We start from the raw sequence: 12544 nt of genomic DNA, 5'->3' as shown, positions 1-12544 counted from the left end.
AAAAAGGCAAATACAACGCATGAAGAATATTAAAGTTGGCCAACAGGAGTTTGGCAAAGACAAGCTTTTCCTGATAGCTGGTCCGTGTGTGATTGAGAAGGAATCGATCATGATGGAAACGGCGGAGAAGTTGAAAACAATAGCAGAAAAACTCGACCTTCCTTTTATTTTTAAATCATCTTATATCAAAGATAATCGTAGCTCGGTTGAATATTATCATGGACCTGGATTGGAAGAAGGTTTAAAAATGCTCGAAAAAGTTAAAAATTCCTTTGACGTGCCGGTTATTTCGGATGTTCATCAAGAGGCTGAAGTAAAAGCTGCTGCCGATGTATTGGATGTAATCCAGATTCCCGCCTATCTCTGCATGCAGACTTCGCTGGTAACCGCAGCCGCTAAAACAGGTAAGGCCATCAACGTAAAGCACGGTCAGTTTTTGGCTCCGGAAAACATGATTAAGCCGGTTCGGAAAATAGAACACTTTGGCAACAAAAATATCATGGTAACTGAACGAGGTTATGTATTCGGTTACAATGATTTGATTGTAGATCCACGTAGTTTTTATGAAATGCAACAAACGGGGTACCCTGTTGTATTCGATATTACACATTGTATTCGTCGTTATGGTATTCCTAGTTCCGATCCTAGCGGAGGAACACGTCAGTACCTGGGGCCCATTGCCCGGGCAGGGGTTGCTGCTGGTATCGATGGAATATTTATTGAAGCGCATCCTGATTGCACAAACGCACTATGTGATGCGGCGAGTCAGTACCCATTGGATCAGTTAGAGGAATTCTTAAAGCCTTTGATTGACATTCACAATATTGAGAAACAAACAAGAACAGAAGTTTAATATCACCATACAAATATTTTATCATGGAATTATATCTTGATTCTGCTGACATTAATGAAATTGAAGAAGCGTTTAAGTTAGGCTTTATTGATGGTTTAACTACCACGCCAACTTTTATGCACAGACACGGTATTACCGATATCGATGCCGCTATTGTAAAGCTATCGAAAATGGTACCTGTACTAATGATTGAAGCGTTAGGGGATACTGCCGAGGAAATTGTTGCTGAGGCTAAGCGTTTATTGAGCTTAGGTTTAGATAAAAAGAAAACTGTATTTAAGATACCAGCTTCGTTGGTTGCGGCTAAAGCCTGTAAAATGCTTCGCGACGAAGATATGATGGTGAATATTCACTTGGTTTACAATATTCAGCAAGCGTATATGGCCATGGCCGCTGGCGCTACATACGTTTGTGTATTGGTGGGTCGTATGCAGGATCAGGGTTATGATGCATTGAAGCTGGTTGATGATTGTGTCAAGTTAGTTGACAAATATAACTACAATACAAAAATAATGTTCTCGTCGGTACGTTACCCGGAGCACATTAAAAACGCCATTGAATTAGGTGCGCAAAATATCACCATTCCTTGGAAGATAATGAAGAACCTGAACAACAATAACTTTACTGAGATTGGAACGCAGCAGTTTGTAAACCATACTCGCCAAATGACCATGAAGGTAGGTGAGATTATTGGAAGCAAAAACCCAACTATTGGTTTGGATGCCAAAGTAACCGATGCTACTGTCGAAATGACTAAGTATGCTACTGGTGCGGTTTCTGTTGTTGATGCAGAAGGTAATCTTAAGGGAATATTTACGGATGGAGATTTGCGTCGTCATATGAATATTAACGGAGAGAAGATCTTGACCATGAAGATGAGCGATTTTGAAATGAAGATGCCTATTTCAATTGATATGGAGGAAAAACTTCATGCAGCTGTCGGTATATTCAAAGAAAAACAAGTAGACAACATCATTGCGACCAGTAACGGAAAACCTGTTGGGATGGTTGACGTACAGGATTTGGTTAAGTTAGAAATCCTTTAGTATATATAAGAGTCTACTTTATCCCTAAGCGGATAGCTATAATATGATAAGGGGTGATTATTTTTAATCGCCCCTATTGCGTAAAAAAGGAAGTGTAACATTTTATTATTCCCTCCCGTCGGTAACGGGTTGTCTAATATCTAAAAATTTAAGAAAATGCCGGGTACAGAATTATTTGGTAAGGAAGAAAGAGAACAAGTAATGGAAGTCCTTGAGACAGGAATTCTATTCAGATATAACCACGATGCGCAAAGAAAAGGCATTTGGAAAGCCAAGGAGTTTGAAAAAGAATTTGCGGATTACCACGGTGCTAAATATTGTCATATGGTTACGAGCGGTACTGCTGCCGATGCTGTTTCATTGGCTTCGGTGGGTGTTGGTGCCGGCGATGAGGTAATTGTTCCTCCGTTTACGTTTATTGCGCCAATTGAAGCAGTAGTTAACTGTGGGGCTGTTCCTGTATTTGCGGAAATAGACGAAACGCTTTGTTTGTCCGCAGCGTCAATTGAAGCTGCCATCACACCCAAAACCAAAGCGGTGATGCTGATACATATGGTAGGTGCCATGGCTCAAATCGACGAGATTGTTGATGTTTGTAACAAGCATAATATCATTCTTATAGAAGATACTGCTCAGGCTTTGGGAGGATCTTATAAAGGAAAAATGTTAGGTACCTTTGGTAAGGTTGCTTGTTATTCTTTCGATTTCTTTAAGTTGATTACTGCTGGAGAAGGCGGTGCAGTGTTGACTAACGATGAGTGTGTTTATAACACCGCGCATACCTGGTCCGATCATGGCCATAGCCATATTGGGAACAACCGTGGAGCTGAGGAGCATCCGATATTAGGAACCAATTACCGTATCAGTGAGCTTCATGCCGCTGTTGGTCTGGCACAGTTCCGTAAGATCGATTATATACTGGAAAGACTTCGTGCCAACAAAAAAGTGCTAAAGGACTATTTGAAGAAATTCCCTCAGGTGGTTTTTCGGAATGTTCCGGATGAAGACGGAGATTCGGCTACTGTGTTGAATTTCTTTTTGCCAACACAAGAGGAAGCAAAGAAAGCTTGTGCGGATTTAGGTGCTGAAGGTGTTGCTGCCGCTTATTGGTACGATAACAACTACCACTTTATTAAAAACTGGGGACACCTGACTGAGTATAAGGTGGCCGCCCCTGTGGGTATGCAGTTTTTAGATAAGCCTCAGGATTATACAAAGCTGGATTTGCCTAAGTCATATGATCTAATCGGTAGGTTGGTTTCTGTTAACATGAACATCAAAACTACTCCCGAACAGTTAGAGGCTATCTGTAAAGCTTTCGATAAAGTTTTAGGATAAATATATAATTTAACCACGAATGATAGTATATAGTATTATATGCATTATTCGTGGTTTTTATTAATTAGTGGTTGATGGATGAATTTGTTTTAAGGATCATATAAATCAACTTTCAACTTTCAACTTTTAACTTTGAACTAATTATTATGCTATACGATTTTAGAAGTTTTGTGAACCCGGGTCATTATGCTTTCGGAAAAGGAAACCTTAAGCATTTGGGCGAATTGATTGATAGAAGAAAAAATGAAACCAATGATTGGACCGTGTTTATGATCGATCATTATTTTCAGGATAAAAAAGAAACGTTGGATCGTCTTCCTATCGGGGAAAAAGACCTTGTGTTTTTTATTGATACCAAAGATGAGCCAAAAACAACCTTGGTAAATCGATATCGCGACCAGATATTGGCGCATCAGCCTGCATTGCCCGCAGTAATGGTGGGTATGGGTGGAGGCACCACCATGGACTATGCCAAAGCAACAGGTTTGATGGTGACCAACGAAGGCGATTCAAAGGATTATCAAGGTTTAGATAAAATCAAAAACGAAGGTATTTACACAATCGTAATCCCAACGGTTTCCGGCACGGGAGCCGAGGTCTCAATGACGGCTGTGTTGAGCGGGCCGGAAAAGAAATTGGGTATCAAGTGTGATTATACTATACCTAATGAGGTGCTTTTCGATCCGGAGTTATTGGCAACAGTGTCGGATGAGGATCGTTTTTTTACTGGAATGGATAATTACATCCATAATGTGGAGTCTTTGAACGGAACCTGGATTACTTCCATGGGTAAGGCTTTTGCGGAAAAGTCAAATGAAATCTGTGTAGATGTATTTATGAACAAATATCCTGACCGACTTGAAGCTGACGAAAAAATGATGGTAGCTTCCATCATGGGAGGTAATAGTATTACTTATGCGCAAGTTGGGGTTTGTCATGCTTTGTCCTACGGATTAGCCGTTGTTTTGGGAACGCATCATGGAGTTGGCAACTGTATTGTATTTAATCAATTGGAGAAATATTATCCGGATGGTTACAAACTGTTTAAAGAAATGCAGATTTTACAGGGTGTTGAAATTCCAAGTGGAATAACAGCAGGGTGTTCCGATGATCAATTCGACCAAATGGTTGAAGTGGCTTGGGCGAATGAGCACATGTGGAATAATGCCTTCGGTCCTGAGTGGGAAAAGCATATTTCAAAAGCAGAGTTAAAAGCGTTGTATAAGAAGATGTAAATTTTGGATTAGAGAACTTCAGACATTAGAAAATAGACTTTTTTAGTATCTTATTCTTGTCCCTTATCTCTTATCTCTTATCTAATAATCGAAAATGAACATAGTAGGAATCATTCCAAGTCGTTATGCATCGAGCCGCCTGCCTGGCAAACCATTAGCTATGATTGGTGATAAGCCAATGGTGCAGTGGGTGTACGAAAATTGCCTAAAAGGGCTGGAGCATGTGTTTGTGGCCACCGATGACCAACGTATTGTTGATGCGGTGGAGGCTTTTGGTGGCAAAGCAGTGATGACAAGAGAAGATCATACCAGTGGTACTGATAGATGTGCTGAAGCTGCCGCAAATATTGAAGAGAAGTACGGCGTGAAGGCCGACGTGGTAGTTAATATACAGGGTGACGAACCATTTTTTGAGGCAGCTCAATTGAATGATATCAAATCGGCCTTTGAAAATCCGGATACGCAAATAGCTACCTTGGTGCAAGAAGCAAAAAATTTGGATCAGGTGTTAAGTCAGAGTGAGGTGAAGGTGGTGTTGAATAACTGGGGCGAGGGTATTTATTTTAGTCGTGCTCCTATCCCTTTTTTACGTAATGTGCAACAAAATGAGTGGATGGAGCATCAGACCTTCTATCGTCATTTAGGTATTTATGCTTATCGCATGGATGTTTTAAAGGAGATTGTTAAGCTGGAGCAGTCGACCCTGGAAAAAGCCGAATCGTTGGAGCAGTTGCGATGGATCGAAAATGGTTTCCCGGTTACCTGCGTTATCACCGAACTAGAAGAGACCATGTGTATTGATACGCCTGAGGATTTAGAAAAAGCAAATGAACTGGTAAGAGGCAAGTGATTTGCTAAAAATTGTAAGTATGCTCTGTAACGCCTGTCTCGAATTCATTTTGGGAGGCAAAAGATAACAGCCTAAGGTAACGTCCTGGGTATATTGATGAAATAAATCGGCGCAATTATAAAGTTGTTATTTGTAATAACTTGTCTTGCGCCGAAATTGTATTCGTTTGAATTTAATAACATTTTGTATACGATGAACATTCAAAACCAATTTGAAGATATTGGAGGAACATTTATAACTCCTGTTGATGAGTTAAAACAAAAGCTATCAAAAATAAAAGCTTATATCTTTGATTGGGATGGCGTGTTTAATAATGGTTCAAAGGTAGGTGACGAAGGAAGTAGTTTTGCCGAGCCGGATGCTATGGGTGTTAATATGCTCAAATTGGATTATTGGTTGCGTAATGGTGAATTGCCTGCTACCTTTGTTGTTACGGGTGAGGAAAATCGTAGTGCTCAGTTTCTGGCTAAGCGTGAACATATGAATGCAGCTTTCTATAAGTGTAAATTTAAAGTTCGGGCTTTAGATAGAATTTGTATAGAAAATAACTTGAAGCCAGAAGAGATTGCCTTTTTCTTTGATGATATATTGGATGTTGAGTTGGCCCGTACAGTAGGGGCTAGCTTTCAAATTAATCGTAAAGCCAATCCTATTTTTAATCAATACCTGGTTGATAATAAAAGCTGCGATTACAGAACAGGAAGCACCGGTGGTAATGGTGGAGTTCGAGAAGCATGTGAGTTGATTGTTGGCTTAATAGGTAGTCTGCCCAATGCCATCGAAACCCGGATTGAGTTCACGGGTGATTATACAAAGTATTTAAACGACCGTAATCTTATAGAAACAGTTTGTGAACCGGTGGAGTGATGCACGCCAAAATATAGAAGAAAGTCCTCTTTCGTTTTTTTTGAAAGAGGACTTTCTTGTTGATATATATGTCATTAATAGATGATAGTCTGAATACCGAGGGCATGTTTTTCCAGTTATGTTCCATACTCGCCACAAACATTTTGTATGATATATTTTCCTGGGAGTCATTCATTGTAGCAGTCGCCATTTTACCGTATTCATTCAGAAATGATGGGCCGACCAGGTGACTTCTGCTGGCGGAGGTGCTTACTCTTTTGGCTCCGATGCGGATCAACTTTGAGAAATGACCCATGTAATAATAGGAGGGAGTGTAAATCAAAGAGCCTCGGGCCTGGTGTCGACATGAATAGGAGAGAAGCAGCAATAGCCCCGGTGATTGGGGCCGCCGGTATGATTCAGTAGAATATTCCAGATTGTCCACCTTGCGGTACCGCAGTTAAAATCGGTAATCAATGCTTTGCCATAGCGCTCTCCATTGGACCAGCGTTGTTATTCGGTTTCGTTGAATGTTTGAATACATCCAACTGTGAAAAGAAGGTTTTTGTCCGGGAAAGATTCTTTGATATTGCGTAGGTTGTCCCACATTGACTGGCTGCCTGCCTATCTTTCGTGCCATTGAAAGCCTATGCTCCGGGCGTTTTTTGCTGCTTCTTGATCCCCAAAAATGGTGTTGCCCGCGTGGGAAATCAAATCACGATTATGATCCCATGCCACGATGTTCTTGTCTCCTGATCCCTCACATTTGTAATGTTGGCCCTAAATAGTTTTATCCTGATGATTGAATTTTGTAATCGATCGTAAGTGGAAAGGTAAAACGAAACCTGCGATTCTTCCGGGGTTAAGGGAGGTGGGCTTAGCGTATTACCTGAGTCATCAGAACATTGAATTCCTAATAGACAGGAGATTGTAAATATTACTGAAAAAAATATATCTATTAAAATGTGACGAAAAAAAACAAAAGGCAAAATCCTCATTTATCCAATTATAATTACGCAATTTTAATAATATAGAAACGATGAAGATTGCAACAGGTATAACTATCGTTTGGCAGGAAAGGATTCTACTAACAATTTGTATTCTAGCAACAAGTACTTAAAAGATTCGAAAAAATATTGCAATAAATTGTTCGTTTTTCGTTGAAAATTAGTACTTTTGCATCGCTTTTTTGTCTAAAAATATGAAAAGGTACTGTAAATCAGTGTGTTTTAGTAGAGGAAAAGCGATAGTTATAAGCGGTTTTAAAAGAATTTTATTTAAACAATTTTAGTTATATGCCAACGATTCAACAGTTAGTTCGTAAAGGACGCACCACAATGGTTGAGAAAAGTAAGTCTAGAGCACTAGATTCTTGTCCTCAGCGAAGAGGTGTATGTGTGAGGGTGTACACGACTACACCAAAGAAGCCGAACTCGGCCATGAGAAAGGTAGCAAGGGTTCGTCTAACTAACGGGAAAGAGGTGAATGCCTATATCCCAGGAGAAGGACACAATCTTCAGGAGCACTCTATTGTACTTGTGCGCGGAGGAAGGGTAAAAGATCTTCCAGGTGTACGTTACCACTTAGTACGTGGAGCTTTAGATGCATCAGGAGTTGAAGGACGTACTCAACGTCGTTCTAAATATGGAACTAAGCGTCCTAAGAAGTAATTTAAACAAGTGTTTAACTGATAGTTTTGTTTATTGGTAGTTAAAACAGAAGGTTGAGTAAAAGGCAATACCTTGCATTTGAAGACACAGAAACATTGACAGCCAATAATAAACTGATAAACAAGAAGAAATGAGAAAAGGTAAACCAAAGAAGCGAATATTGCTTCCAGATCCAAAGTTCAACGATACTTTGGTAACACAATTCATCAACAACCTGATGCTCGACGGTAAAAAATCAACTGCTTACGGTATTTTTTATGATGCATTGGACCGCATGGCTGATAAAGCAGAAAAAGAAGGGAAACCAGCTTTGGAAATGTGGAAAAAAGGGTTGGAAAACATCACTCCTGCAGTAGAAGTAAAGAGTCGTAGAGTAGGTGGGGCAACTTTTCAGGTTCCAACCGAAATTCGTCCTTCAAGAAAAGTTTCTGTAGCTATGAAGAACTTGATACTTTTTGCGCGCAAAAGAAGTGGTAAATCAATGGCAGAAAAACTATCTGCTGAAATTGTTGCGGCTTATAACAACGAAGGCGGTGCCTTCAAGAAAAAAGAAGATATGCACAGGATGGCGGAGGCTAACCGAGCATTTGCTCACTTTAGGTTCTAATCATCTAATCTTTTAAGGGAAAAAATAAAATGGGAAATTCAGATTTAAAACACACCAGAAATATCGGTATCATGGCGCATATCGATGCAGGGAAAACCACTACAACAGAGCGTATTCTGTTTTATACTGGTATTACCCATAAAATTGGTGAGGTTCACGATGGTGCTGCTACCATGGACTGGATGGAGCAAGAGCAAGAAAGAGGTATTACCATTACTTCTGCTGCTGTTACAACCAACTGGAACTATAATAACGAATCGTACAAGATAAACATTATCGATACCCCGGGTCACGTTGACTTTACCGTAGAGGTGGAGCGTTCTTTAAGGGTGTTAGATGGTACTGTTGCCTTATTCTGTGCTGTAAGTGGTGTGGAGCCACAGTCAGAAACTGTATGGAGACAAGCCGACAAATATGGTGTGCCCCGTATCGGTTTCGTCAATAAAATGGATCGTTCAGGTGCTAACTTCTTCGAAGTAGTCCGTCAGGTAAGGGAAATGTTAGGTGCCAATCCTATTCCCCTTCAAATTCCTATTGGAGCGGAAGATGATTTCGAAGGGGTTATCGACCTAATTGAAAATAAAGAGGTGGTTTGGTTCGATGATGCGCAAATGGGATCGCGTTACGAATTAAAAGAAATTCGTGAAAGCTTGAAAGCTGAAGCGCAAGAGTGGAGAGACAAGTTAGTGGAAGCTGTGGCCGAATCTGACGAGGAGCTGATGGAGCGTTATTTCGAGGATCCGGAATCGATCACCAAGGAGGAAATGATTGCGGTAATCCGTAAGGCTACCATCAACCAGACTATTACGCCTATGATGTGTGGCTCTGCCTTTAAAAACAAAGGTGTTCAGCGTTTGCTTGACTCTGTGGTGGCTTTCTTGCCTGCACCAACGGATATTCCTGATATTACCGGAATTAATCCAAATACTGGTAACGAAGATTCACGCCCTAACGATGTAAATGCTCCTTTCTCTGCGTTAGCGTTTAAAATTGCTACCGATCCGTTTGTAGGTCGTCTGGCATTTATGCGTATTTACTCAGGTAGATTAGAAGCAGGTTCTTATACTTTAAATACGCGTACAGGTAAAAAAGAACGTATCTCTCGCCTGTACCAAATGAAATCTAACAAGCAGTTACCGCAAGACGTGATCGAGGCAGGTGATATCTGTGCAGGTGTAGGTTTTAAGGATATTCGTACCGGAGATACATTATGTGATGAAAAACACCCAATTACCCTGGAATCTATGGATTTTCCGGATCCGGTAATCGGAGTGGCGGTAGAGCCTAAGTCACAAAAAGACATGGACAAGTTAGGGGTGGCTTTGGCTAAATTGGCCGAGGAAGATCCAACATTCCGTGTTCAAACCGACGAAGATAGCGGGCAGACGGTAATTAGCGGTATGGGTGAACTTCACCTTGAAATTATCGTTGACCGTTTAAAACGTGAGTTTAAAGTAGAATGTAACCAGGGACGTCCTCAGGTAACCTACAAAGAAGCGATCACGCAAACCGTGGATCACAGAGAAGTGTTTAAGAAACAATCTGGAGGTCGCGGTAAGTTTGCCGATGTAATCCTCACTGTTGGTCCTAGAGAAGACGGAAAAGAAGGCCTTGAGTTTATCAACGCGGTAAAAGGTGGTAATATCCCTAAAGAATTTATCCCTTCAGTTGAAAAAGGTATCAAGGATGCTATGCAAAACGGAGTGTTGGCAGGATTTGTTGTCGACAGTCTAAAAGTTGTACTTAATGACGGTTCTTTCCACCCTGTGGATTCTGACCAGTTGTCTTTTGAGATCGCGGGTCGTCAGGCTTTTAAAGCAGCAAGTGCCAAAGCAAAACCGGTTCTTCTGGAGCCTATCATGAAAGTTGAAGTGGTTACTCCCGAAGAATATATGGGAGACATTATCGGTGACTTCAATAAGCGTCGTGGTCAGGTTGAAGGAATGGAATCTAAAGCTGGTGCTCGCGTGGTAAAAGCTAAGGTGCCTCTTGCCGAAATGTTCGGATATGTAACAGTTTTACGTACTATTTCTTCCGGTCGTGCAACTTCTTCTATGGTGTTCTCGCACTTCGAAGAGGTTTCTAAAGCGATTGCTGTGGAAGTAGTAAAAGAAGCTGAAGGTAAAGTAGAATTATTATAATAAGATCTCAAGATGAGTCAGAAAATAAGAATCAAATTAAAATCTTACGATCACAACTTGGTTGACAAGTCAGCCGAGAAAATCGTTAAGACGGTAAAGACAACAGGAGCTGTAGTAAGCGGTCCTATTCCTCTTCCAACTCACAAAAGGGTATTTACAGTGTTGCGTTCAACATTCGTAAACAAGAAGTCGAGAGAGCAATTCCAGCTTTCATCCTACAAGCGCTTGATCGATATCTATAGCTCAACAGCTAAAACTATCGATGCGCTGATGAAGTTAGAATTGCCTAGCGGAGTAGAAGTGGAAATCAAAGTTTGATAAAAGAAAAATAAGTTCACATGGCCCGTAGGTCGAAGCACGGGCGGTGTGAATCGATTATTTAATATTTAATTTTTGTAACAATGCCAGGATTAATTGGAAAAAAAATCGGAATGACTTCCGTTTTCAGTGCCGATGGAAAAAACATTCCATGCACTGTTATCGAAGCTGGCCCATGCTTGGTTACGCAGGTGAAAACTGTGGATACCGACGGTTATGAGGCTGTACAGCTGGCGTTCGACGACAAGAAGGAAAAGAACACTACTAAGGCAGAGCTAGGCCACTTTAAAAAAGCAGGCGTAACTCCCAAAAGAAGTGTTGTTGAGTTCAAAGGGTTCGAACAAGAATTGAGCTTAGGTGATGAGGTAAAAGTTGACATCTTCAAAGAAGATATTTTTGTTGACGTTACCGGAATCTCTAAAGGTAAAGGATTTCAAGGTGTGGTTAAGCGTCATGGTTTTGGTGGTGTAGGTGGTTCAACCCACGGACAGCACAACCGTTTGAGAGCCCCAGGTTCTATCGGTGCAGCATCTTACCCTGCTCGTGTTTTTAAAGGTATGCGCATGGCTGGGCGTACTGGCGGAAACAGAGTGATGGTAGAAAGCCTTAGAGTATTAAAAGTGATTCCTGAAAGCAACCTTATTATTGTGAAAGGTTCGGTTCCAGGAGCTAAAGGTTCATATCTAATTGTTGAAATGTAATGGAACTTAAAGTATTAAGCATAACAGGAGAAGAGACCGGAAAAACTGTTGAGTTAGAAGATGCAGTTTTCGGTATTGAGCCCAACGATCATGCTATTTATCTTGATGTAAAACAGTTCCTAGCAAATCAACGTCAGGGAACCCATAAGTCAAAGGAAAGAGCAGAAATCGTAGGTAGTACACGTAAGATCAAAAAGCAAAAAGGTACCGGTACAGCCCGTGCTGGTAGCATCAAGTCGCCTGTATTCAGAGGTGGTGGTCGTATTTTTGGTCCGCGTCCGCGTAACTACGGATTTAAATTGAACAAAAAGTTAAAAGAGCTTGCCCGCAAGTCGGCTTTATCATATAAAGCTAAAAGCGGAAGCATCATCATTGTTGAAGATTTCAACATGGAAGCTCCAAAAACCAAAGAGTTCGCTCAAATTCGTAAGAGCCTTAAAGTAGAGGGAAAACGTTCATTGGTGGTTTTAAACGAAGCTGACAAAAACGTATACCTTGCTTCAAGAAATATTCCAAAATCGGAAGTAGTAACATTAGCTGAATTGAATACTTATAGTATTATGAAAGCCGGAGCTTTGGTTCTAGTGGAAAGTTCAGTTGAAGGATTAGGTAATCTTTAATTTAAAGCTTAAGGAGATTTTAAAATGCAAATATTAATTAAGCCAATAGTTACTGAAAAACTCAACGAGATAAGTGAAAAGCTAAACCGTTTCGGTTTTGTTGTGAACAAAGACGCTAACAAACTACAGATTAAGAAGGCGGTTGAGGAAATGTACAATGTAACAGTTGAAAAAGTAAACACCATGAATTATGCCGGTAAAGTGAAAAGCCGTTATACAAAAAGTGGTGTGCAAGTAGGTAAAACTGCTGCTTACAAAAAGGCAATTGTTACTTTGACAGAAGGAGATAAGATTGATTTTTATAGCAATATTTAAGTAA

13 protein-coding genes are annotated in these 12544 nt (G+C 40.5%); all 13 read left to right on the top strand.

The window, feature by feature from the left end; genetic code table 11:
- Window positions 1-19: 19 nt before the first annotated feature.
- The 13 genes from kdsA to rplW all read left to right on the top strand — a co-directional run bounded on the left by kdsA (window position 20) and on the right by rplW (window position 12540).
- Window positions 20-853, top strand: a complete 834-nt coding sequence (gene kdsA, locus ACT29I_RS17640) for a 3-deoxy-8-phosphooctulonate synthase (RefSeq protein WP_430934460.1) — start codon at window positions 20-22, stop codon at window positions 851-853.
- Window positions 854-876: 23 nt separating this feature from the next.
- Complete coding sequence (locus ACT29I_RS17635; RefSeq protein ID WP_430934461.1) at window positions 877-1899, top strand: transaldolase family protein; 1023 nt, start codon at window positions 877-879, stop codon at window positions 1897-1899.
- Between the two features lie 156 nt (window positions 1900-2055).
- Window positions 2056-3237 (top strand): DegT/DnrJ/EryC1/StrS family aminotransferase, encoded by a 1182-nt coding sequence (locus tag ACT29I_RS17630; protein ID WP_430934462.1) that lies wholly within the window; start codon window positions 2056-2058, stop codon window positions 3235-3237.
- A 146-nt stretch (window positions 3238-3383) separates the two neighbouring features.
- Window positions 3384-4472 carry an iron-containing alcohol dehydrogenase family protein gene (locus ACT29I_RS17625; RefSeq protein WP_430934463.1) on the top strand — a complete coding sequence of 363 codons (1089 nt, stop codon included), beginning with the start codon at window positions 3384-3386 and terminating at the stop codon, window positions 4470-4472.
- A 94-nt stretch (window positions 4473-4566) separates the two neighbouring features.
- Window positions 4567-5322, top strand: a complete 756-nt coding sequence (gene kdsB, locus ACT29I_RS17620; protein WP_430934464.1) for a 3-deoxy-manno-octulosonate cytidylyltransferase — start codon at window positions 4567-4569, stop codon at window positions 5320-5322.
- Window positions 5323-5514: 192 nt separating this feature from the next.
- Window positions 5515-6189, top strand: a complete 675-nt coding sequence (locus ACT29I_RS17615) for a hypothetical protein (protein ID WP_444794028.1) — start codon at window positions 5515-5517, stop codon at window positions 6187-6189.
- Between the two features lie 1274 nt (window positions 6190-7463).
- Complete coding sequence (gene rpsL / locus ACT29I_RS17610) at window positions 7464-7838, top strand: 30S ribosomal protein S12 (protein WP_430935175.1); 375 nt, start codon at window positions 7464-7466, stop codon at window positions 7836-7838.
- Between the two features lie 130 nt (window positions 7839-7968).
- On the top strand, window positions 7969-8445 hold the full coding sequence (gene rpsG / locus ACT29I_RS17605; RefSeq protein ID WP_430935177.1) for a 30S ribosomal protein S7: 477 nt from the start codon (window positions 7969-7971) through the stop codon (window positions 8443-8445).
- Between the two features lie 29 nt (window positions 8446-8474).
- A complete protein-coding gene (gene fusA / locus ACT29I_RS17600; protein WP_430935179.1) occupies window positions 8475-10586 on the top strand; it encodes an elongation factor G in 2112 nt (703 codons plus the stop codon).
- Window positions 10587-10598: 12 nt separating this feature from the next.
- Window positions 10599-10904 carry a 30S ribosomal protein S10 gene (gene rpsJ, locus ACT29I_RS17595; RefSeq protein ID WP_027472457.1) on the top strand — a complete coding sequence of 102 codons (306 nt, stop codon included), beginning with the start codon at window positions 10599-10601 and terminating at the stop codon, window positions 10902-10904.
- Between the two features lie 83 nt (window positions 10905-10987).
- A complete protein-coding gene (rplC, locus tag ACT29I_RS17590) occupies window positions 10988-11605 on the top strand; it encodes a 50S ribosomal protein L3 (RefSeq protein WP_430935182.1) in 618 nt (205 codons plus the stop codon).
- A complete protein-coding gene (gene rplD / locus ACT29I_RS17585) occupies window positions 11605-12225 on the top strand; it encodes a 50S ribosomal protein L4 (protein ID WP_430935184.1) in 621 nt (206 codons plus the stop codon). Before rplC ends, rplD begins: the two co-directional genes overlap by 1 nt.
- Before the next feature lie 24 nt (window positions 12226-12249).
- Window positions 12250-12540 (top strand): 50S ribosomal protein L23, encoded by a 291-nt coding sequence (gene rplW, locus ACT29I_RS17580; RefSeq protein WP_430935186.1) that lies wholly within the window; start codon window positions 12250-12252, stop codon window positions 12538-12540.
- Window positions 12541-12544 lie beyond the last annotated feature (4 nt).

Origin of the sequence: Saccharicrinis sp. GN24d3, from assembly GCF_052400645.1 — a bacterium.
Classification (GTDB): Bacteria; Bacteroidota; Bacteroidia; order Bacteroidales; family Marinilabiliaceae; genus Saccharicrinis.
Note: the sequence above shows the minus strand (reverse complement) of the source record. Positions and strands in the feature narration are given on the sequence as shown.